The 21,896-nt window shown below is 50.2% G+C and carries 20 protein-coding genes; 14 read left to right on the forward strand and 6 right to left on the reverse strand.

Going from position 1 to position 21,896, the window contains the following annotated elements:
- From NYE54_RS09680 to NYE54_RS09710, 7 genes are all read left to right on the forward strand, one after another.
- A complete protein-coding gene (locus NYE54_RS09680; protein ID WP_339271839.1) occupies positions 1-1,671 on the forward strand; it encodes a ribulokinase in 1,671 nt (556 codons plus the stop codon).
- 61 nt (positions 1,672-1,732) lie between these two features.
- On the forward strand, positions 1,733-2,923 hold the full coding sequence (locus NYE54_RS09685) for a sn-glycerol-1-phosphate dehydrogenase (RefSeq protein ID WP_339271841.1): 1,191 nt from the start codon (positions 1,733-1,735) through the stop codon (positions 2,921-2,923).
- Positions 2,924-3,313: 390 nt separating this feature from the next.
- Positions 3,314-4,672: an FAD-dependent oxidoreductase gene (locus NYE54_RS09690; RefSeq protein WP_339271842.1), complete on the forward strand. Its 1,359-nt coding sequence runs from the start codon at positions 3,314-3,316 to the stop codon at positions 4,670-4,672.
- Between the two features lie 46 nt (positions 4,673-4,718).
- Positions 4,719-6,011 carry a citrate transporter gene (locus tag NYE54_RS09695; RefSeq protein WP_256720371.1) on the forward strand — a complete coding sequence of 431 codons (1,293 nt, stop codon included), beginning with the start codon at positions 4,719-4,721 and terminating at the stop codon, positions 6,009-6,011.
- Between the two features lie 61 nt (positions 6,012-6,072).
- A complete protein-coding gene (locus tag NYE54_RS09700) occupies positions 6,073-8,220 on the forward strand; it encodes a hydantoinase/oxoprolinase family protein (RefSeq protein WP_339271844.1) in 2,148 nt (715 codons plus the stop codon).
- A gap of 12 nt (positions 8,221-8,232) precedes the next feature.
- Positions 8,233-8,928, forward strand: a complete 696-nt coding sequence (locus NYE54_RS09705; protein WP_339271846.1) for a hypothetical protein — start codon at positions 8,233-8,235, stop codon at positions 8,926-8,928.
- Positions 8,929-9,022: 94 nt separating this feature from the next.
- Positions 9,023-9,883, forward strand: a complete 861-nt coding sequence (locus NYE54_RS09710; protein ID WP_076320497.1) for a MurR/RpiR family transcriptional regulator — start codon at positions 9,023-9,025, stop codon at positions 9,881-9,883.
- A 282-nt stretch (positions 9,884-10,165) separates the two neighbouring features.
- Here NYE54_RS09710 and NYE54_RS09715 read toward each other — a convergent pair whose 3' ends face one another.
- Entirely contained in the window at positions 10,166-11,083 is a 918-nt protein-coding gene (locus NYE54_RS09715; protein WP_339271847.1) for a winged helix-turn-helix transcriptional regulator, read from the reverse strand.
- A 422-nt stretch (positions 11,084-11,505) separates the two neighbouring features.
- Between NYE54_RS09715 and NYE54_RS09720 the strand changes: the two genes are divergently transcribed.
- From NYE54_RS09720 to NYE54_RS09740, 5 genes are all read left to right on the forward strand, one after another.
- Positions 11,506-12,993, forward strand: coding sequence for an alpha-N-arabinofuranosidase (locus NYE54_RS09720; protein ID WP_339273438.1), 1,488 nt, complete (start codon positions 11,506-11,508; stop codon positions 12,991-12,993).
- Between the two features lie 161 nt (positions 12,994-13,154).
- Entirely contained in the window at positions 13,155-14,483 is a 1,329-nt protein-coding gene (locus NYE54_RS09725; RefSeq protein ID WP_339273439.1) for an extracellular solute-binding protein, read from the forward strand.
- A gap of 78 nt (positions 14,484-14,561) precedes the next feature.
- Positions 14,562-15,455 carry a sugar ABC transporter permease gene (locus NYE54_RS09730; RefSeq protein WP_076320500.1) on the forward strand — a complete coding sequence of 298 codons (894 nt, stop codon included), beginning with the start codon at positions 14,562-14,564 and terminating at the stop codon, positions 15,453-15,455.
- A gap of 2 nt (positions 15,456-15,457) precedes the next feature.
- The gene (locus NYE54_RS09735) at positions 15,458-16,291 is read left to right on the forward strand and encodes a carbohydrate ABC transporter permease (RefSeq protein ID WP_339271848.1); all 834 of its coding nucleotides are present in this window, start codon (positions 15,458-15,460) and stop codon (positions 16,289-16,291) included.
- Between the two features lie 107 nt (positions 16,292-16,398).
- Positions 16,399-16,614, forward strand: coding sequence for a DUF2905 domain-containing protein (locus tag NYE54_RS09740; RefSeq protein ID WP_071223055.1), 216 nt, complete (start codon positions 16,399-16,401; stop codon positions 16,612-16,614).
- A gap of 181 nt (positions 16,615-16,795) precedes the next feature.
- Here the strand turns inward: NYE54_RS09740 and NYE54_RS09745 are convergent, their stop codons facing one another.
- The 5 genes from NYE54_RS09745 to NYE54_RS09765 all read right to left on the reverse strand — a co-directional run bounded on the left by NYE54_RS09745 (position 16,796) and on the right by NYE54_RS09765 (position 20,333).
- Positions 16,796-17,665: a YitT family protein gene (locus NYE54_RS09745; protein WP_339273440.1), complete on the reverse strand. Its 870-nt coding sequence runs from the start codon at positions 17,663-17,665 to the stop codon at positions 16,796-16,798.
- Positions 17,666-17,682: 17 nt separating this feature from the next.
- Positions 17,683-18,927 (reverse strand): cation:proton antiporter, encoded by a 1,245-nt coding sequence (locus tag NYE54_RS09750; protein WP_098742636.1) that lies wholly within the window; start codon positions 18,925-18,927, stop codon positions 17,683-17,685.
- A 3-nt stretch (positions 18,928-18,930) separates the two neighbouring features.
- Positions 18,931-19,422: a cation:proton antiporter regulatory subunit gene (locus tag NYE54_RS09755; RefSeq protein ID WP_076320505.1), complete on the reverse strand. Its 492-nt coding sequence runs from the start codon at positions 19,420-19,422 to the stop codon at positions 18,931-18,933.
- 234 nt (positions 19,423-19,656) lie between these two features.
- Positions 19,657-20,001 (reverse strand): hypothetical protein, encoded by a 345-nt coding sequence (locus NYE54_RS09760; RefSeq protein ID WP_339271849.1) that lies wholly within the window; start codon positions 19,999-20,001, stop codon positions 19,657-19,659.
- Between the two features lie 140 nt (positions 20,002-20,141).
- Entirely contained in the window at positions 20,142-20,333 is a 192-nt protein-coding gene (locus NYE54_RS09765; RefSeq protein WP_339271850.1) for a hypothetical protein, read from the reverse strand.
- Positions 20,334-20,546: 213 nt separating this feature from the next.
- On the opposite strand from NYE54_RS09765, the gene NYE54_RS09770 reads away from it, so the two are divergent.
- Positions 20,547-21,170 carry a stalk domain-containing protein gene (locus NYE54_RS09770; protein WP_339271851.1) on the forward strand — a complete coding sequence of 208 codons (624 nt, stop codon included), beginning with the start codon at positions 20,547-20,549 and terminating at the stop codon, positions 21,168-21,170.
- Positions 21,171-21,218: 48 nt separating this feature from the next.
- A complete protein-coding gene (locus NYE54_RS09775; RefSeq protein ID WP_339271852.1) occupies positions 21,219-21,650 on the forward strand; it encodes a zinc ribbon domain-containing protein in 432 nt (143 codons plus the stop codon).
- Positions 21,651-21,896: the final 246 nt, after the last annotated feature.

The raw sequence follows: 21,896 nt of genomic DNA on the forward strand, positions 1-21,896 counted from the left end.
ATGGGGAATAAATACACCATTGGTGTCGATTATGGAACGCAGTCCGGGCGTGCGGTGTTGGTTAATCTGGCTGACGGGCAGGAAGTAGCGGATCATGTTACGCCTTACCGGCATCATGTCATCGATGAGTTTTTACCGGTTTCAAGGAAGAAGCTGGAGCACGACTGGGCGCTTCAGCATCCGGGCGATTATCTGGAGGTTCTAAAGGTATCCGTGCCTGCCGTCATCCAGCAATCCGGGATTGATCCGGCGGATGTGATTGGCATCGGCATTGATTTTACGGCTTGCACCATGCTGCCCGTTGACGAGCTTGGGGAGCCGCTCTGCTTCCAACCGGAGCTGGCCGACCAGCCGCACAGCTGGGTTAAGCTGTGGAAGCATCATGCCGCCCAGCCGGAAGCGGACAAGATCAACGCGATTGCCGCCGAGCGCGGAGAAGCCTTTTTGCCCCGTTATGGCGGGAAGATTTCTTCCGAATGGATGATTGCAAAGGTCTGGCAAATTCTTGACGAGGCACCGGCGATCTATGAACGTACGGATAGATTCTTGGAAGCTACCGATTGGGTCGTTTCCCAAATGACAGGCCAGATTGTCCGCAACAGCTGTACGGCTGGCTACAAGGCGATATGGCATAAGCAAGACGGATATCCAAGCAAGGAATATTTTAAGGCACTGGATCCCCGGTTGGAGGATCTGGCCGATACGAAGCTGCGCGGAGAGGTCCGCCCCCTTGGGAGCAGCGCAGGCGGTCTGACTGAGAAGATGGCGGTGATGATGGGCTTAACTCCAGGGATTGCTGTGGCCGTCGGTAACGTTGATGCTCATGCCGCGGTGCCTGCGGTCGGTGTTGTCACACCGGGCAAGCTGGTGATGGCGATGGGCACATCGATCTGCCACATGCTGCTCGGTACCGAAGAGAAGCAGGTTGAAGGCATGTGCGGTGTCGTCGAGGACGGCATCATTCCCGGATTATACGGTTATGAAGCCGGGCAATCGGCAGTAGGCGATATTTTTGAATGGTACGTCGAGGAAGCGCTTCCTGCGTATGTAAAAGAAGCTGCGTCCGAGGAAGGGATTGGCGTGCACCAATGGCTTGAGCGGGAAGCGGCTGCATACAAGCCGGGTCAAACCGGTCTGCTTGCACTGGATTGGTGGAACGGCAATCGTTCCGTGCTGGTGGATACGGATCTGACCGGGCTGATGTTAGGGATGACGCTGTTGACAAAACCGCAGGAAATCTACCGCACCTTGCTTGAGGCGACCGCATTCGGCACGCGCAAAATCGTGGACGCTTTTCATGAGAACGGTGTCGCCGTGGATGTCCTGTATGCATGTGGCGGACTGCCGCAAAAGAACCGTCTCTTGATGCAGATTTATGCGGATGTCACCAATCGCGAAATCATGGTGGCTGATTCCAAACAGACGCCGGCGCTTGGCGCCGCTATGTTCGCCGCAGTCGCAGCGGGCCAGGCGCAAGGCGGGTATGATTCCATTATCGATGCCGCCGAGAAGATGGCACGGGTGAAGGAAGAGACCTTCAAACCGATTCCGGAGCATGTGGAAGTCTATGAACAGCTGTATCAGGAGTACAGCAAGCTGCATGACTATTTCGGCCGGGGCGAAAACAACGTGATGAAGCGGCTGAAGCGGATTAAGCAAACGGCTGAATAGGCCCTGGCAGACCAGAAGCTTGTATAGACACGACAGGATGGGATGAAGGAGAGGAACGAACGTGACGGATTACTTGAACGATGCAAAAGGTTTAATGAACCGGATTAGGGAGCTACAGCCCGCGTTCCGCGGACTAGAAACCATGGTGCTTGAGCCCGGCGCTATGCATGACGTGCCTTCGTATCTTAAACGGCAGGACCTTGGTTCACCGATCGTTGTCGCAGATGCGAATACGTATGAAGCAGCGGGGAAAAAGCTGGTGGAGAGCTTGGAAGCCGATGGTCTGAAGCCCCGGCTGTGTCTGATTCAGCCAGATGGGCAAGGCGACGTTGTGGCGGATGAACGCTCCTTAATGCAGCTGTTTATCGAAGTTGAGCCTGAAGGGACAGGATGCCTGATCGCTGTGGGGTCCGGGACCATTCATGACATTACGCGCTTTGTGAGTCATCGGAGCGGCAAGCCGTTCATCTCGGTACCTACGGCACCTTCGGTTGATGGCTTTACTTCGGCGGGCGCGCCGATCGTGGTCCGGGGAGTCAAGCAAACCTTTGCGGCCACGGCTCCGATCGCGATATTCGCCGATCCGGAAATTCTAGTGAAGGCACCGCAGCCGCTGGTAGCGGCAGGTTTTGGCGATATGCTCGGCAAATACACATCGCTGTTGGATTGGAAATTCTCTTCGACCACGGCCGGTGAGCCCTATGATGATCAAGTGGCAGCCATTACGGAGAGGGCGCTTCAAGCTTGCATTCAGCATGTGGAAGCGATCGGCCAGCGCACGGACGAAGGCATCCGCATTCTGATGACGGCTTTGATCGAGTCGGGGATCGCGATGCTGCTGTTCGGTCAGTCCCACCCTGCCTCCGGGGCGGAACATCATCTCTCGCATTACTGGGAGATGGAGTACTTGCGCCGCGGCAACCGGGCCCTGCTGCATGGTGCCAAAGTGGGGGTGGCCTGCAGCGAAATATCGAGCCTATATCACGACGCGGCCGATAAGGGAGTGTATCCTAATGCCAAGCCTACGCATTGGGAGACATATGGAGAGCAGGTTCGGGAGTGGCTGCGCAAGGTCCCTTCGAAGGAGAAAATTGCCGATCTGCTGCGGCAAGTCGGAGGTCCTTCCACCCTTCAGGAGCTTGGCATCGATGACGAGCTGTTCCGGGAGAGCCTGCGGGAGGCGCACAATCTGCGCGACCGACATACCATTTTGAGGGCGCTGAACGAGGAAAAGGTGGAGGTAAGGTCATAAGGAGAGTTATTTTAAGCGGATTGCAAGATGCGAACTAAAGATTGCACAGTGATCGATTCTGGTTTTGCTATTCGCATCTTTATAGTAGAGATTATGTTTTGTCAAAGAAGAAAGGGACTATCAATGATCATTGATAGTCCCTTTTTGTGTATTGAAATTCAGTATATTATTTTGGACGCGCGGAGCAGATCGCCGGGGCAAGCTTCGGTGATTTCTTTTATTGTATATGCCGTAACAGATAGATTAAGAACGCTTGGAAAATAATAAACATAATTTACGGATATATAGAAAATAATTTTCTTGTAAGCATTTACATTTAACTTTTTGTTTGATAGGCTATGGATAAAGCAGCAAATCATACATCACTAAATCAGAAGGAGCGAGGATGATATGGGAAACAGGCTGAAGTATGATGTGGTGGTCATGGGCGGCGGCATATCGGGTGCAATGGCGGCCGTTGCGGCATCGAGTTTAGGGGTGAAGACGCTGATCGTAGAGTCCCATGGGTTTCTTGGCGGGACACTTACTGCGAATGGGGTAGGGCCGATGATGACATTCCATGCGGGAGAGAAGCTTGCCATTCAAGGGTTTACAGATCAGCTGATTGAACGGCTGAAGAAGCAGGGCAAGTCGCCGGGGCATATTTTCGATACGGTGGGCTTTACGTATTCGGTTACCCCGTTTGATGCCGAAGCGATGAAGCATGAGCTGGAGCTGATGGTCACCGAGAGCGGAGGGGAGATTCTGTATCATACGATGCTGGCTGGCGTGAAGACCGAGGACGGGCGAATCGTCGGCATTACGGTATGCAATAAGTCCGGTCTAAGCGACATCGAGGCCTCCGTGTTCATCGACGGGACGGGAGACGGCGATTTGTCCGTCGGGGCGGGAGCCGAGTTCACTAAGGGCAGGGAATCCGACGGGGCCATGCAGCCGATGACGTTGAAGATGAAGATGTACAACGTCGATACTCCGAAGGTAAAACAGTATATTCACGCCCACCCGGAAGACTTTCCACTGTATCAGGGCGACACGTCCATCATCGAGAAGGCGCCTCGCTTGTCGGTAGGCGGGTTCGACAGCCTGTTCAAGCTGGCGAAGGAGAGGGGCGAGATCTCGATTCCGCGAGAGAATGTGCTATTCTTCGAGACCAACAACCCGGGCGAGGTCATCCTGAATACGACCCGGATCCTCGGTCATGATCCGACGGATGCGTTCAGTCTGAGCAAGGCGGAGATGGAAGGGCGGAAGCAGTGCCGCGAGTTAGAGCTGTTCATGCGTAAGTATATTCCGGGCTTTGAGCATGCGGTCGTGGAATCGACCGGCCCGAATATTGGCATTCGGGGATCCCGCCAGATTAAGGGCGTGTACACGCTGACGGCCGATGATTTGCTGGAACAGCGGCTGTTCGAAGATACGATCGCGCATTCTGGCTACCCGATCGATATCCATAGTCCGGACGGCGAAGGTACGAAGCATCAGAAGCTGGAATGGGGCGGTATGTACAGCATTCCTTACTCCTGTATGGTCACGGATTCTGTGCAGAACCTGATCGTCATCGGCCGATGCATTTCGGCCACCTTCGAAGCGCAGGCAGCGATGCGGACGACACCGACGACGGGGGCGATCGGCCATGCCGGCGGGGTAGCATCCGCGTTGGCCGCGAAGAAAGGCATTCGCGTCCGGGATGTGGACATCAAGGAAGTGCAGTCCGTGCTGAAAGCACAGGGCGCTTATTTAGAAATATAGATGAAGATAAGCCTATTGAGAACTTGATTCGAGAGGAGAATACAACGTGACATCTTTCATGTGGGTTCAAGCCATCGGCATTTTACTTGTTTTTCTTGTGTTTGTCGGGTTAATGATGACCCGGAAGCTTCCGACCATTCTGGCACTGCCCTTGATGGCGATTCTGTTTGCCGTCATTGCCGGCGTGCCGTGGATGTCGAACGATCCCGAGACGACCACGATTGCCAAGACGATTCTGTCATCCGGCTCGATGAGGTTATCGGGCGCCATCGCGGGATTAGTGTTCGGGGCCTGGTTCGGACAAATTTTGAATAAAGTCGGCATTACCAAGTCGATTATTCGAAAAGCGGCCGAACTCGCAGGCGACAAGCCGATGCTGATTGCGGTTCTGTTTTTCGCAACCGCATCCATTATTTTCTCGGCGGCCGGTGGACTGGGCATGGTCATCCTGGTCGGTACGATCGTCATTCCGATTATGCTGACGGCAGGCATCTCCCAGTTTGTCGCATCGATTGTCGTTATTTCCGCCGTCGGCGTCGGCGCGCTGTTCAACGTCTCCAACTGGGCCGTTTATGTTGATGTGCTGGGCCTCTCGGTTCAGACGATTGCGGATTATACGCTGGTCGCCGCGCTGCCGCTCATTCTTGTGTCGCTCGGGATGATTATATTCTACATTAAGCGGGACGGCAAAGGCCGCAAAGCGTGGGCGATGCCGACGGCTTCCGGCGGAGAAGGCAAAAAGGTGCCTGCCTTTGCCCTCATTAGCCCGCTAGTGCCGGTCATTCTCGTCTTTGCATTCAAGCTCGACATTGTCCCGGCGGTGGTCATCGGCGCATTGGTTACGATACTGCTGACCTGGCCGAAGCGGCCGATTCATGTCCTGTCCAGTGCGCTGGTGGAAGGGATTCAGGACGTTGCCGGTGCGATGGCGCTCATGATCGGCATCGGAATTTTGTTGAATTCCGTTATGGCGCCACAGGTGTCGGCACTGATCAGCCCGTTGATTGAAGCTGTACTGCCGACCAACCCGTTGATGTACATTCTGTTCTTCACGTTGCTATCTCCGCTCGCCATCTATCGTGGTCCGCTGAACGTATGGGGCCTTGGCAGCGGCATTGCTGCTCTGTTCGTCACGGCGGGTATGACCCCGGTCGCGGCGATGCTGGCGCTGCGCGTCGTCAGCAATGTGCAGGCCGTATCCGACCCGACCAACTCGCATAATGTGTGGGTCGCGGATTTTACGAAGAGCGACATTAACGATATTTTGAAAAAGACGCTTCCTTGGATGATGGTTGCGGTGCTGATTTCGATGGTGTTGGGTTCATTCATGGTCTTTTAGAAGCAGATAGAATCCGGGCGGAGACTTGCGAGTGTCTGCCCGTTGTTGCAGGAGGAGAACGATGGAGAGAAGAAAAGTAAGGGTCGGGATTGATGTCGGAGGCACCTTCACGGATGCGGCCGTCATTGACAATGAGACGTACGAGGTTATTGGGAAGATGAAAATTCCGACGACACATCATGACGAAGATGGCGTGGCGAAAGGGATTGTACAAATATTGAAGCGGATTTTGGAGAGCGAGGGCATTGCTCCGGACGATGTGACCTTTATCGCCCACGGGACAACGCAAGCGACGAACGCCTTGCTGGAGGGGGATGTGGCCCGTGTCGGCATTATCGGCATGGGTTCCGGCCTTGACGGCATGAGCGCGCGCTCGGAGTCGAATCCCGGGGACATTGAGCTGGCGCCGGGCAAATATTTGAAGACATACCACACGTACCTTGATTCCAAAAATTTGCGGGATGAGGATATCGAAGCGGCGATTGACGAACTAGCGCGGCAGGGGGCGGAAGTGATCGTCGCTTCCGAGGCGTACAGCGTTGATGATCCGGCCAATGAGCTTCGTGTCGTTGAGATAGCGAGCCGCAAAGGTATGTATGCTACCGGCGGGCATGAAATTTCCCAGTTGTATGGACTCAAGACACGGACAAGAACGGCGGTCGTGAATGCATCTCTCATTCCGAAAATGATGGAAACGGCGAACATGACGGAGAAATCCGTCAAACATGCGAATATTCAATCCCAGCTCATGATTATGCGCTGCGACGGCGGCGTTATGAGTATCGACGAGGTGCGCAAACGTCCGATATTGACGATGCTGTCGGGACTTGCCGCCGGTGTTGCCGGTGTGCTGATGTATGAAAAGGTGTCGGACGGCATCTTTTTCGAGGTCGGCGGCACAAGCGTCGATATTTCCGTCATCAAAAACGGGAAGGTCATGATCAAGAATGCCCAAGTCGGCGGCCACCGGACTTATTTGCAGTCCTTGGATGTCCGGACGCTTGGCATTGCCGGCGGAAGCATGATTAAGGTGGCGAACGGGAACATCATCGATGTCGGCCCGCGAAGCGCCCATATTGCGGGCCAGGAATACGAGGCGTTCGCCGAGGCGGAGCAGATCGTCAATCCGAAGGTCAAGTTCGTCAGCCCGCGGGAAGGGGATCCGGCCGAATATATCATTTTGGAGAGTGAGACCGGCAAGGAATTCTCCTACACACTGGCCGGCGCGGCCAACATTCTCGGCTATATTCCGGAGGGCGATTACGCGCGAGGGAACAAGGAAGCGGCCGTGCGGGCATGGGAAGCCCTTGCCGACCATGTAGGCCTGAGCATCGAGGAGGCCGCCAGACAGGTTATGAATATCGCGATTGATAAGACGATGAAGACCGTCAATGAGATGATCGAAGACTATGAGCTGGATCGCTCGTTTGTGACGTTGGTCGGCGGCGGAGGCAGCGGGGCTGTGCTCGTTCCGGCGATGGCGGAGCGGGAGCAGTTCCGCTTCCAGATCGCGAATAACGCGCCTTATGTATCGACCATAGGCGTCGCCCTTGCGATGGTGAAGGAGCAGTTGGAGAGAACCGTCGTGAATCCGACGGAAGAGGATATCAAGCGCATTCGGTCCGAGATCGTCGAGCGTATCGTCAAATCCGGCGCCAGTGAGGATACGGTCGAGGTAACGATCGAGATTGATAGCCAGAAAAATATTTTGCGGGCAGTCGCTACCGGCTCGACAGAGCTTCGTTCCAAAGATCTGGGTCAGCAGGCGCTGTCTGGCGAGGAGATGGCCGCCATAGCCGCTAGCTCAGTCGATCAACCGGCGGCCAGCATGATGCTGGCGTCCCAGTGCGGCCGATGGAGCCTATTCGCCTGCGAGGAGACGAAGAAATCATTTTTCGGACTGATCAAGAAGAAAACGACCTATGTGAGCGTGCTCGATCGGGAAGGCGTCGTTCGGTTCAAGAAGGGGAACGTCCACTTCACGAAGCTGACCAAGGCTCAGTTCGGGGACCGATTACAAGATTTTTTGGATGACAATACGATCTACTCCGATGCAAACGCGACGATCCCGAAGGTATTTGTCTTTTATCGGGAGAAGATGCTCGATTTGACCGGAATGCAGACGAAGGAGCAGTTGATGTCGATTCTCGAGATCGAGACGGAGATGCTGACACAGGAAGAAGAATTGATCGTCGTTGTTTATCAATAAGGAGGGAAAGGTATGCCGGAGCCGGACGAGGTTATTCGCCGATTGATGGAAGAAGAAGGGGCTGATGAGTTGCTGGCGTGCGCGGAGCTGGAGCAGGACCCCCTTTTCCACAAAATACCGAAGGATCGAATGGCGTACTATGTAAGCATGTCGCTGAAACGGGGCAGAGAGACGGCGGCTGCCTACAAGAACAAGGGCAAGTCCATCCGGGAACTGTTTCAGATGGAAGGCTTACAGTATCAAGTGACGAATCGGTCCGGCACTTTCCACAACGTCAGCTTCCGCGCGCAGATTGATTTCGCGAAGAGCCCGCCGGCGATTATCATCTATGCCTCGTCGCTCCGCGATATGCGGCAGGCGTACCGGACGGTGATGGGGAATGGATGCGAGGAGCGGGAACAGGAGCTGGAGCGGCTGATCGACCTTCATTTAGCACATGAGTTTTTTCATTATACGGAATACCGGGCGGGGCAGTTCACGAATGAGACGCTGGAGCCGATTGATATGTTCAAGCTGGGAAGCTGGTATACGAAGAGGTCAAGCATTGTGAAATGCAGTGAAATCGCGGCGCATGCATTCTGCAAAACGATACTGGGCCTGCCCTGCTTGCCGAATGTGCTCGATTACGCGTTTCTTGTAGAGACGAGGGCGATGGATGCAGGTGAGCTTAGCCGGCGGGTGGAATATTGGAAGATGATGTTGGCCTGATTTTATCATTACTTCCCTTGATATGATATAATGGGGTGTACTGGCGAAGTTACCGGATTCGCATTTTTCCCATTGGCAGTCAGGAGGAGGTACCATGTCTTCACAGGTTCCGGCGGTTATCGCAAAAATTGTATCGCAAACTCAAAAACTAACATACGGTGAAAATCAGATCGCCAATTTTGTTATACACAATCCGGAATTCATCACCCGTAACACCATTACGGCTATCGCGAATGAAATCGGTGTGTCCGAGACAAGCATCAACCGTTTTTGCAAAAAGGTGGGCTTCAAAGGGTTCAACGATTTTAAAATCGCGTTCGCCCAGGATGCGTTTTACCGGGATATGCAGGCCAAGAAGAAAGAGAGACGGGAGATTAACGTCATTGATGCGCTGGCTCTCGACTATAACGAACTGATCGTTAACACTTCGGCGCTCATTACGGAAGATCAGCTTCATCAAGTGGTCAAGCTGCTGAAGGGCGCGCGCCGAATCCTCCTCATCGGCTTGTTCGATTCGTTCCTCGCGGCCATGGCATTGAAGAACCGGCTCGCGATTATCGGCGTTCATGCTGATGCAATCAATGACAGCAGGGAGATGAAAATCGCGGCCTCCCAATGCGGTCCTGAGGATGTCGTAATTGCCTTCTCGCGTTCAGGTTCGACCCGGGAGATTATCGATGCCGTCAACATCGCGCAGGTCAATCAGGCCAAGACCGTGGCAGTCACCTGTTATGACTCATCAGCGATTACAGAAAATGCGGTGGTCGATATTATTGCGCCAGATAAAATCTCGGTCAATAACAGCGCTTTTATGTCCAACCATATCACGTTTCTGTTTGTCGTCGATCTCATTATGAGCGTTTTCATTTCATCGGATAAGCAGTATTTGAAGAAAAAGCTGGACAGCGAAGGAATATTGGCAAGCGATCAATCGATAACGAATTATTTTCTGTGATTGTAGAAACAAAACGCTCTTGTCGCGCAAATGCGCGGCGAGGGCGTTTTTTAATGCTGCTTATGACTTGTTGTTTTGGTGGTAGTGGGAAAGGAGGAGCGCGAGCAGATATTCGATATTCTTATCGTTCAAGCCCGCGCCTGCTTTCAGCATGTCCGCACAAACAGCAGGAGCAGGGTGTCCCTGTTCCTGCTGTTTTCCATACTTTAGTGGATAAACGTATCAAACCAATGCAGATGTTAACCTACTATAGTGATTCTAATTCACCCTTCATTCGACTCTCTAGCCTTCCTTCACATCATACAGTACGCGAGCCAACAGGTCCTGGCTATAGTTGCCGAAATGCTTGCCGTAAATGGTTAAGCCGCGTTTATTAACAGATTGTTCGTTAACGGAGATCCTGAAGGTGAGCTCGCTTTTGTAATCAAGCTGAATCTGGTCCAGACCAACATCCGAGATGCGGCATCCATCGATAAAGCTGCCTTCCTTATTAATTCGGATTAGCTTCAGCATGCCGTATTGGTTCAAATGAGGCGGCCACCATTCGGGGTTGAAAGTACCGCGTTTGTCCCCGAAATCCCCCGGACTTGTCCAGCTGCCAATCTCGATCCCGTTTACGTAAAAGAAAATGTCCGATGGATAATTGTCGCAATATCCCGGCGCCTCGGAGCCAAGCTCTAACGAGAATTGAATCTCGCGGAACGATTGATTGGACTTCAAATAATTCGGGATCCGGTATTCCAGGAATCCTTCGGTAAGCCAGATGATCTCCGAGTTGATCCGCTCCGGATCGGCGAAATAGCGCGGATCGTCAAAATCTCCGATGATGCTGTCCTTGGTCGCAAGCCCGCAGGTCGGGGTAGCCTGGTAATCACTGTAATGGCCAACCTGAATCTCCACCTCGTACAAGTTATCCATATCCTTGCTGCGAAGATCAACCATCAGGGTGTCTTTATTCAGGTAGCAGATCTTCTGAATGCCGTGTTTACCGCCCGTGGTATTAATTTCGATCAGGCCACTATCTTCCAATTTCTTGATATGCATGGTAATAGCGCCATTGCTGAGGTTCAGCCTGTTCGCGAGATCGTTTAAGTTTAGACTTTGGTTCTTGGCCAGCAGTTCCAGAATTTGAATGCGAATTTCCGAGCTGAGCGCTTTAAAGATATCAAGCCCGCTCATTAAATCTTTAATGTAGATCATCTTATCTCAAACCTTCTTCCGATTAAAGGATTTATATAACGATGATAATAGGTACAGAGGGGTAAAGAGGTTTATTTTAAACAATTATAAATCAATATGGGCGTTAAATAAAGATGTGATCTAATTCTTCAAAAATTTCATTTGAAAACCAAGAATTCCAATACTCAAAATCACCTTATTTTAAATTATTATAAAAATAATAATTCGGAATACAAGAATAAAAGTGTTTTACACCGCCATTTAGCTGATTTTTAGAATTCATTTCTAATATATATAAATCATTTTATATTTGTGTATTTACAGCAAACCTCTCATATGATATTTTATATTTGAAAACGAATTCATTCAGTATTATTTGAAATGATTCATAATTACATCAACGGAAGGTGAAGGACTTGGCAGCTGAGAAATTGAAAGCACGAATGATCGTGGATAAGTCGTTTCGGATCGCGCAAGTTGATAACCGCATATATGGTTCGTTCATTGAACATCTTGGCCGCGCTGTATATGGCGGCATTTACGAACCCGGCCATGAAACTGCGGATGCAGGTGGTTTTCGTAACGACGTGAAGGATTTGATCAAGGAACTGGATGTCCCGATTATAAGATATCCCGGCGGAAATTTTGTGTCAGGTTATGACTGGGAAGATGGCGTAGGTCCTGTAGCCGAACGGCCGAAACGGCTGGAGCTGGCGTGGAGAACGCTGGAGCCGAACGATGTCGGCACGAATGAGTTTATTTCCTGGGCCAAGGAAGTGGGCTCGGACGTTATGATGGCCGTGAACCTGGGTACTCGGGGGATCGACGCTGCCAGAAATCTGCTGGAATACACCAACCATCCCGGAGGCACATACTGGAGCGATCTAAGACGCAGTCATGGTTATGAACAGCCGCACAAGATCAAAACCTGGTGTCTTGGCAACGAGATGGATGGGCCTTGGCAGATCGGACACAAGACCTCGACAGAATACGGCCGACTTGCACTGGAAACGGCAAAAGCCATGCGGCTCGTCGATCCGACCATTGAACTGGTTTCATGCGGAAGCTCGAGCACCGGGATGCCGACATTCCCTGAATGGGAAGCCGTAACGCTGGATCATACGTACGAGGCGGTTGATTACATATCGCTGCATCAATATTACGGTAACCGTGATAACGATACCGCCAACTATCTGGCACTTTCCCTGGATATGGATCACTTTATTCATACGGTCAAATCCACCTGCGATTACATCAAGGCCAAGAAACGCAGCAAAAAGACGATGTATCTCAGCTTCGACGAGTGGAATGTCTGGTACCATTCCAATGACGCTGACAGGCAGATTGATCCATGGAGCATCGCTCCGCCGCAGCTGGAGGATGTATATAATTTCGAGGATGCGATTCTTGTCGGCAGCATGCTGATCACCTTCCTGCGCCACGCAGACCGGGTGAAGATGGCTTGTCTGGCACAGCTCGTCAACGTAATCGCGCCGATTATGACCGAGAACGGCGGCCGTTCTTGGAAGCAGACCATCTTTTATCCGTATCTCCACGCTTCGAAATTTGGCCGGGGCGTATCGCTGCTACCTATCGTCGAATCACCGAAGTATGATTCCAAGGATTTTACCGATGTTCCGTATCTTGATAGTGCGGTCGTTCATAATGAAGAGGATGAAGAAATTACGATTTTTGCCGTGAACCGTCATCTGGAGGAAGCATTGGAGCTGGAATGTGATGTGCGCAGCTTTGAAGGCTACCGGCTGCTGGAGCATATCGTGATGGAGCATGAGGATCTGAAAGCGGTGAATACCGCATCTGAGGAAAAAGTCAAACCACATCATCAGGGTGGAGCTAAACTCGATAACGGTATGGTTACCGCAAGGCTTGCCAAGGCATCATGGAACGTTATTCGCTTGAAAAAAGCTTAAGGAAAAGCAGCGGGCAGTTCTCACCAGGGGCTGCCCCATCTCCCAAACAGTCATATCAAATTACACACATTATGAAAGCGCTTTATTTCTGGATGGTAGCAGAAGTACCGATTTTTGAAGTGTAGGTTTGTATGAACGAAAATTAAGGGAGGTCCAGTATGATGATGAAAAAATGGATGATTGTATTCACGGTATTATGTATGACATTGTTCTTGTGGGGATGCGGTAAATCGAACAATGCCGGCGGCGAAACCTCGGTTCTGGATGGAGGGGCAGGGGAAAGCGCCACAGAGCTGTCTTATTGGACGTTTGTTGAGCTGCACGGACAGCATTTTGAGAAAATGCTGGGCAAGTGGAATGCCGAGAATCCCGAACGCCAGATTAAACTGAACGTGACGGTCATGCCGTATGACGACATGCATAACAAATTATCCATTGCGGTTCAATCGGGGACTGGGGCACCCGACATTGCGGATATCGAGCTTGGGAAGTTTCCGGATTTTCTGTCCGGCACGCCGCAGCTGGAACCGCTCAATGATGTCATTGATCCATACCGGGACACCATCGTTAAATCCCGAATTGACCTATACAGCAAGGAAGATACGAATTACGGCATCCCGACCCATGTTGGCGCGTCCGTTGCCTTCTATAATACCGAGATTTTGGAGGAGGCTGGGGTTAACTATCAGGATATCGTAACTTGGGAGGATTTTAAGCAGGCAGGTATCCAGGTGTATGAAAAAACAGGCAAGTACATGGGAACAGCCGATACAAGCGCAGCCTGGCAAGCTTCCATGCTATTGGCGCAGCAAGGCGCGGATCTGACAGACGATTCCGGCAATCCGATCGTGAACTCGGAAGCGATGGTGAAAGCCATGACGCTCCTCAAGGACCTGCAGGATAACAATGTCATAGCAACCATTGCCGGCGGCCAGCCGGATACCGAAGAAGCATATGGAGAGTTTAATGCAGGAAATTATGCTACGGCTTTCATGCCGCTGTGGCAAATGTCCAGATACACCAACTACATGTCAGACTTGTCCGGGAAAATAGCCATCGCGCCGATACCGGTCATTGAAGAAGGAATGCCAAGATCGGTTGGCGGCGGCGGTACCGGCACGGTTGTTACCAAGACCGCAAAAGACGTACAGCTGGCGAAAGACTTTCTGGCATTTGCCAAGCTGTCCCTGGATGCCAATAAAGAGATTTGGAACACGCTTGGATTCGATCCGGTCAATATGGACGTTTGGGATATGAAAGATGTTACGCACAATGCCGAGAATCAGTTCGTCAAATATTTTGTTAATAACCCGTTTGATGTCTTGAATGAGATCCGAGATGAAATCCGGTTAATCAAATCGACCTCCGCATCGCCTACCATCAACAACGTCCTGTGTACAACAACCTTTAATGAGATTTTCGAGGATGGCAAAGACATTACTGAAGCTTTGAACGACGCCCAGAAACAAATCGAACAGGAATTGAAATGATACTCGCTCATAGGGTACCAAAACATAGAGCTGCTCATGGAATCGTTAATGGGCGGCTCTCATTAAAGGAGTAGAATCATGATTAAAAAATTTCTGTACTCGCAAAAGGTTGCTCCTTATGTGTTTGTTCTGCCGTTTATTCTGGTGTTCCTTATATTCTGGGTGCTGCCGCTGGGCAGCTCATTTGGCATGAGCTTTCAGAAGACGCAGCTGGGGCAGGAAGCAGATTGGATCGGTTTGGCTAATTACGGAAAGCTGATGGGGGACGGCGTCTTTCTGAAGGCGGTCACGAACAGCGCGATTTACATGATCCTGACGCTCCTTATCCTGATTCCGTTTCCGATGCTGTTCGCGGTATTGATTAACAATAAGTTCATGTGGGGAAGAGAATTTTTTAAATCGTCCTTTTTCTTCCCGGCACTGACGTCGGTTGTTGTCGCAGGCACCATTTTTCGGCTGATGTTCGGCGAGATGGAAGGGTCGCTCATTAACAGTATACTGGGGTGGTTCGGGATCGACCCGGTGAAGTTTCTGAAGGGACAGGTTACCGGTTTTATTGCTCTGGTGGCACTTGCCACATGGCGGTGGACGGGCGTTAATATGCTCTATTTTTTATCCGGGCTCAAAAATATCCCGGGTGAATATTATGAGGCGGCATCCATCGACGGGGCCTCGGCCTTTCAGAAGTTTACCAAAATCACGATGCCATTGTTAAAGCCAACCACGATTTATGTGTTAACGATCAGCATTTATGCGGGGCTTGCCATGTTTATTGAAAGCATGATGCTCTGGAACGGCAACAACTCCCCGAAAAATATTGGCCTCACGATAGTCGGTTATCTGTACCGTCAAGGCATTGAGAAGAACAATCTGGGTTATGCGGCCGCTGTAGGGATTGTGCTGCTGGCGATCACTATGATCATTAATCTGACGCAGCTGACGCTCTCCGGCATGTTCAAGAAGGAGGATTGAGGATGAGAAGAGAAACGCTGATCAAAATAATCCTCTTCATTTTGTTCTCCATACTGTGCTTTCTGATCCTGGTCCCTTTTTATGCCGTCACCATCGCTTCCTTTAAACCGGGCGAGGATTTGATCCGGTATGGACTGAATTTGAAATTTGACCTGTCGGTGATGAGCCTGGACAATTTCAACTACCTGTTTACAGGCGATCATTCTTATTTTATGTGGTTTTTTAACTCCTTGCTCCTTACGGTGGTGCAGGTTACGTTAACCCTGCTGGTCAGCGCAACGGTTGCCTATGGGTTTGCAGCCTATGATTTCATCGGCAAAAATTTCCTGTTCATCTGCGTGCTTCTGATTATGATGGTTCCTTTTGAAATTCTTCTTCTTCCGTTATACTCCCTGACGTACAACCTTGGCCTTATGAATTCGTACTCGGCGATTGTGCTGCCGGGGATCGCAAGCGCGGCTACGATCTTTTTCTTCAGGCAGTATTTAAGAGGGGTTCCAAAAGAAATGATTGCGGCAGGGCGGGTGGACGGCGCGACGGAATACGGTATCTATGTACGGCTGATCTTACCTGTGATGAAGCCATCCTTCGCTGCCATGGCGATCCTGAACGGCATGAACAGCTGGAACAACTTTCTGTGGCCGTTTATGGTACTCAGCGATGATGGCAAGTATACCCTTCCGATCGGATTGAAGACGCTCTTGACCCCTTACGGGAACAATTATGACTTATTGATTGTCGGCTCCTTCTTCTCGATCATTCCGATATTTATTTTGTTCATGGCCTTCCAGAAGTATTTTATCGATGGGATGACGGCGGGGGCGGTGAAAGGATGATCACTCGATAGGAAGGGCCTGACCTTGCATGAGGCATCTCAAATCCTTTATGATACAAGGAAACCTGCGTGTTTCATGTTTGATTTGATGAATGAGGTGACCGTATCGTGCATCCTGTAACTCGGGCTCTATTGTGGATTGGCGGCGCTCTGATCGTGATCGGGCTGCTCTGGCCTGTCATTGGACGATTTGTCGGCCGGCTGCCGGGTGACATCGTGGTGGATAAACCCCATGTCAAAATTTATTTTCCGATCGTAACCTGCCTCGTCATCAGCGTGGTGGGCTCATTAATTCTGTTTCTGATCCAGCAGTTTCGTAAATAGCAGAGATATCATAAGAAAAACGTCTATCGACGTACTTTCTCGGAAGACAGACCGCGGTTTGAGGATGTTTTTCTTGCGATATCAGGAAGGCCTAAGAGCTTCGGAGTTTATACTTTCTGATAAAAAAACAGGCCGGCTAGGGCAAACCCTTAGCCGGCCTGTTTATATGGAAGAGAGAAACTTACTTCTGAATGATGGTAATCTCGGCATTCGGATCCAGGCTTCTCACGATGGATTTGAATCTGGGCATCTCCAGAATGTGAACCCGATAGATCAGCTGCGTCGAACCGATGGTTTCACCTTCATACATAGAGTCATCTTTAGGGTCAGCAGTTTGGGAATCATACCCCATGATGGCTTTCATGGTATGCTGGATTTCCACTTCGCTCACGCTGCGAATCCGGACCTCTCGTTTAAGCGGAAGGCTCGAAGTTGTAATACGTCCGGTCTCTAGTGCCATGAGACATGCGATCGCAGAGTACATCGCTCGTTCCCAGCCGAGAAGCAGTCCTGCCAATGTCAGTACGCATGTATTGACCATGATATGGATGTATGGCAGCTTCAAGCGGGTTAGCAGATGTGATATCTGCTGCGGAATCTTGGGCATTTGGAGTGAGTCCAGGACGACGCCGTAACGAAGGCCGAGACCGATGCCCAGCCCAAGGAAAATGCCGCCGATGCCTGCGCTCCCGATCTTGCTGTCGATGAGAGCGGGAACCGGAAAGAACAGGATCGAGCATACGGAAAAAGTAAGCAGCCCGACGGTGGCAATGACGGCTTTTTCCCGGTTGGCCCCACGGTAGACCAGCAGGAGCAGGGGCAGATTTAATGCAAACAGAAACATGCCTGTATGAAGTCCCGTCAGATGCGAGGCGAGCGCGGAAATTCCCGTTACGCCGCCCGCGATGATGCCGCCGGGAACAAGAAATAAATCCAAACCGAACGCCGCTATCAGGCCTCCGATGGCAGCCATGCTCATTCTTCTTCGTATACTTGCCTTGCTTACGGTCTCTTGCGGACCGTTCGTTACCCGAACATGGGCTTGAACCATAGGCAATGTACCCTCCTTTATCCGCTTGCACTTTCATCCTTTAGCTTCGGTTTAACCGGTTTCTTCTCCTTATAGTCTTTAAATTTAATGATTTTGTTCAAGAAGTTATACACATGCTTGGACTCCTTGGTGAGCAGCGGTCCGAGAATAGCTAGTATCAGCACATACAAGGCTGCGAACGGTTGGATGAAGGTTGCAAGTCCGCCCGCTTTACCCATATTAGCGAGAATAATGGAGAATTCCCCGCGGGATACGATGGTCAGACCGATATTGGAGGATGCTTTGGAGGACAATCCTGCACTGCGTCCTGCAAGCATACCTGCAATAAAGTTACCAAGGAGTGTGATGATAACGGCGATTAGCGATAACCACACAGCTCCGCCAAGCTCGGAAGGTACAATCGTTAAACCGAAGCTAAAGAAGAATATGGCTCCAAAGAAATCACGGAATGGTAATATCAAATGCTCAATGCGTTCACGATGCTCCGTCTCAGCCAGGACAAGCCCGACGAGCAGAGCGCCGATCGCCTCGGCAACATGAATCGTTTCGGCGAATCCTGCGAGCAGGAACAATGCGCCAAAAACAACCAAGGCAAACAATTCGTTCGACCGTATATTTAATACCTTATTCAGGAGCGGTACGGCTTTACGGCCAATAATAAGGACAAGCAGCATAAATCCAAGGGCGATTACCGCAGATATCAGTACTCCGCCCAGCGATGATGATCCGCTTAATACGAGGCCGGAGAGAATAGAGATATATACAGCCAGGAACACATCCTCGAACATGATAATACCGAGAATCATTTCAGTTTCGGGATTCGCCGTTCTTTTCAAGTCAACCAGCACCTTGGCTACGATAGCGCTTGAGGAGATAGTGGTAATTCCCGCAACAATGAGTGTTTCCGCGACCGGGAATCCGGAAAAGATCCCGATCATCAGTCCAAGTGTAAAGTTAATGGCAATATAGATGCTGCCACCAACTACGATGGACTTCCCTGATTTAATTAACCGGCCGACCGAGAATTCGAGGCCAAGATAGAACAGAAGGAACAGTACGCCGATGCGACCCATAAAGTCGATGAACGGAGCACTTTCTATAAAACGAAAATCGAATGATCCAAAATGAAAAGCATGAGGCCCTACCGCCATCCCAATCAGAATGTAGAAAGGGACGACGGAAAACCGGAGTTTAGCTGATAGCAACCCCGCCAGGGCGATCAGGAAAATCGCCAGTCCAACTTCTAAAACCAAATGATCCATTCATCAACCACGTCCGTTCATCAAGATTTGTTTAAATAGCCGCTGTTGTTGACGTTCACCAACGACAACGAGTGTCGAGTCCGGTGTGATGATAACGTCAGGGCCGGGATTGATTTGTTTACTGTTTTTATCAACTGTCGCAATGATGGTTGCACCTGAGGCTTGGCGCACGTCCAAATCACCAATCGATTTACCTGCCCCGTAATAGTGGGACTCGATGCGATACCACTCGATAATCAATTCGTCCAGCGCCATGTCGATTGTTTCCAGCGCTTTAGGTTTATAAGTGAGACCGCCAACGATGGCAGCAATTTGGCGAGCCTCATCATCGTCTAAGGAAATCATGGAGATGCTTTCGTCCGGATCGTCATGTTCATAATGGTACATTTCACGGCGGCCGTCGTCATGAATGATAATGACCAGTTTATCGCCACCGCGGGTATCAATTACGAATTTCTTGCCGATTCCGGGCAAATCTGTTTCACGAACATGCATAGGTTAAACTCCTCCTAAAAATACACTTTTAGTTTTTTTTGCAGACCGGTCATACGGATCTCAAAAATATACGCAGCCAAATAAAACAATCCATTCAGGATGAAATTGTACAGTCTTTAATAAACCTACGTGCATACGTCAATTAGCACAGGTTGATTGTATGGTTGCCTGAGAGATGAAAAATTGGCGAATTTAAGAAACCGCAGTCAGTTTGAATGCGAAAAGGGGAGGAATCTAAACGAACTTCGATGTGTATTTAATGGGGAATAATAATAAAAGCCGGAGCCGAAGCGGAATGATCGGCCGATAGGGCAGACGTGTTTTGGGAGCCTGCAGCATGAGAACGGCCGACATCAATAAGAACAGTGGCAAGGTATTGCCGGCTGCCTTAAGTTTGGAGAGAATCTGAGAGTGTTTCAGAACAGCTACTTTCAGATGAAGGTCGTGCTTATAAACATACCGCTCATCGTGGGTTTCGCTGCTGGAATACTCCTGGACGGGAATGTAAAGGGCAAATGCCGTAACCAGAACAAGTACCAGCATCCAAAGAATTTTTGCTGTTTTTAAGAAACGGTTCACGGTTACTCCCCCTTCGTCCCAAGCTTCTGTGTTAATCATAACATAAAAATAATCGTTCTCAAAATGAGAACGATAAATTATTTTTGAACACTTTTACAGATTGATTATATTTTTTACATTATATTGAAGCGAGACTTGTCTTACTTTTTGCGAAGTTTATCGTAATTTTCCGTATCGGGATCGATATCAACTTTCGATGTATCTTTATCTTCCAAAATGCCAAGAACCAGATCATCGAGCTTGTCGGTTGCGGCTTGATCCGGACGATCGGGCTCGGGAATAGGGTCTACGCCGGGGAACTGTTCGTCATATTCAGGTTTCTTTTTGCTCATTAGGGTCTCATTCCTTTCTGGAAATATTTTGGCACAAAAGGTTCCGTTATATGTAACGAATAAACGCGAGGGGTGAAAATGAAACCATGCAAGCGACCATCAGCATGACAATAATCATCCTTCTATGTAATGTATCCCTATATATTCATCTGCTATATAAGAAATATGCTAGAATGTATTGGAGGAATATTATACCAGGGGGTAATTTGAGTTATGAAGAAAAAAATGCTGTGCTGCACCATCGCTTTATTGCTTGTGTCAGGATCGGTCGTTTCTGCTCATCCGGGAAGAACGGATGCCAATGGAGGGCATACCTGCCGCACAAATTGCGAACGCTGGGGTCTGTCTTATGGCGAGTATCATTATCATAACGGCGGAGGAAGCTCTTCAAGCGGCAAGTCGTCCTCATCCAAGCCTAAAGCCAAATCATCGAAGAATAGCACGACAAAGTCCACTGCGCCGAAGCCGGCAGCCCCGGCCTATGCCAAGTCCGGTCTTAAAGTTTACGTTAACGGCAGCGTGGTGAAGTTTGACAGTGAGCCGTTGGTGTATAACAACATCAATCTGGTGCCACTGCGGGAAATCGCTGAAGGAATGGGGGCTGAGGTTAGCTGGAATCGCGAAGCGGCCAGCATTGGTGTTCAAAGAGGCAATCACAAGATAACACTCACGATTGGCAGCAAAACCGTCTTTTACAACGGCAAATCGGAAACCGTTGCGGTCGCTCCTAAAGTGATCGACGGCGTGACGTACGTTCCGATTCAGGTGTTTGCAAGGGGCCTGGGTGCTGGCGTGAACTATACCGATCATGATAAAATTCTGAGAATCTCCTTATAGGAATAAAATAACAGCATCAAACGGGTGAACAGAGAGGGGAGAGCATACTTGAGTTTTTTTGATAAATTCAAGGCCGGTGTGTCTGACGCCGGAAATAAAGCCAAAACGCTGGTGGAGATCAATCGGTTAAAGCTGCAGAACAACGGTAAAAAAAGCGACATCGATGAACAGCTTCTGGAAATCGGCAAGGTTGTATTTGCTGCAACCGAAGCTGGGAAGTGGCCGCCTGATCAGGAGAGTATTCAAAGCTACGTGGACAAGATTCATCAATTGAATTTTGAAATCGAACAAAATCTGCTTCATATCGCGAATCTTACGGATGAGAAGGTATGCAGAGCCTGCGGGAACAGCTCTGCTATGAACGCTAAGTTTTGTGCTCACTGCGGCCATACGTTCGAAGTGATTCAGGTGGAATCGGAAGAGCAGCGTAAAGAAATTCCCCTTCTGGAAGACGGCAGTGATCAAGAGGAGCCGAAATAGTGTGATTGGTCCAATTGTCCTCACTAGTCTAGGCGGGCCAATCGATTGGAACGGGATCTTATTCTCGCGTGCGTGTTGTGCCGAACAATAACACGAGCAGTGAAAAGGACCTGATGGTCCTTGATGTCAGGATGAATATTTTAGCTAAAGTTAGAGCCGCACCCTGGTTTGGCAATGACCGGGGGCGGCTTTTTCTTTTTGTCCGAGGTGAAGGAAGCTGCTAAACATTACAGAATGATTATAAAG

The sequence above is a fragment of the Paenibacillus sp. FSL K6-1330 genome (assembly GCF_037976825.1).
GTDB lineage: Bacteria > Bacillota > Bacilli > Paenibacillales > Paenibacillaceae > Paenibacillus_AQ.

Bases quoted from the DNA above. Each gene is read 5' to 3' on its own strand.
- NYE54_RS09680 (WP_339271839.1), top strand. From the start codon at position 1: ATGGGGAATAAATACACCATTGGTGTCGATTATGGAACGCAGTCCGGG.
- NYE54_RS09690 (WP_339271842.1), top strand. From the start codon at position 3,314: ATGGGAAACAGGCTGAAGTATGATGTGGTGGTCATGGGCGGCGGCATA.
- NYE54_RS09700 (WP_339271844.1), top strand. From the start codon at position 6,073: ATGGAGAGAAGAAAAGTAAGGGTCGGGATTGATGTCGGAGGCACCTTC.
- NYE54_RS09705 (WP_339271846.1), top strand. From the start codon at position 8,233: ATGCCGGAGCCGGACGAGGTTATTCGCCGATTGATGGAAGAAGAAGGG.
- NYE54_RS09710 (WP_076320497.1), top strand. From the start codon at position 9,023: ATGTCTTCACAGGTTCCGGCGGTTATCGCAAAAATTGTATCGCAAACT.
- NYE54_RS09715 (WP_339271847.1), bottom strand. From the start codon at position 11,083: ATGATCTACATTAAAGATTTAATGAGCGGGCTTGATATCTTTAAAGCG.
- NYE54_RS09720 (WP_339273438.1), top strand. From the start codon at position 11,506: ATGATCGTGGATAAGTCGTTTCGGATCGCGCAAGTTGATAACCGCATA.
- NYE54_RS09725 (WP_339273439.1), top strand. From the start codon at position 13,155: ATGATGAAAAAATGGATGATTGTATTCACGGTATTATGTATGACATTG.
- NYE54_RS09730 (WP_076320500.1), top strand. From the start codon at position 14,562: ATGATTAAAAAATTTCTGTACTCGCAAAAGGTTGCTCCTTATGTGTTT.
- NYE54_RS09735 (WP_339271848.1), top strand. From the start codon at position 15,458: ATGAGAAGAGAAACGCTGATCAAAATAATCCTCTTCATTTTGTTCTCC.
- NYE54_RS09745 (WP_339273440.1), bottom strand. From the start codon at position 17,665: ATGGTTCAAGCCCATGTTCGGGTAACGAACGGTCCGCAAGAGACCGTA.
- NYE54_RS09750 (WP_098742636.1), bottom strand. From the start codon at position 18,927: ATGGATCATTTGGTTTTAGAAGTTGGACTGGCGATTTTCCTGATCGCC.
- NYE54_RS09755 (WP_076320505.1), bottom strand. From the start codon at position 19,422: ATGCATGTTCGTGAAACAGATTTGCCCGGAATCGGCAAGAAATTCGTA.
- NYE54_RS09765 (WP_339271850.1), bottom strand. From the start codon at position 20,333: ATGAGCAAAAAGAAACCTGAATATGACGAACAGTTCCCCGGCGTAGAC.
- NYE54_RS09770 (WP_339271851.1), top strand. From the start codon at position 20,547: ATGAAGAAAAAAATGCTGTGCTGCACCATCGCTTTATTGCTTGTGTCA.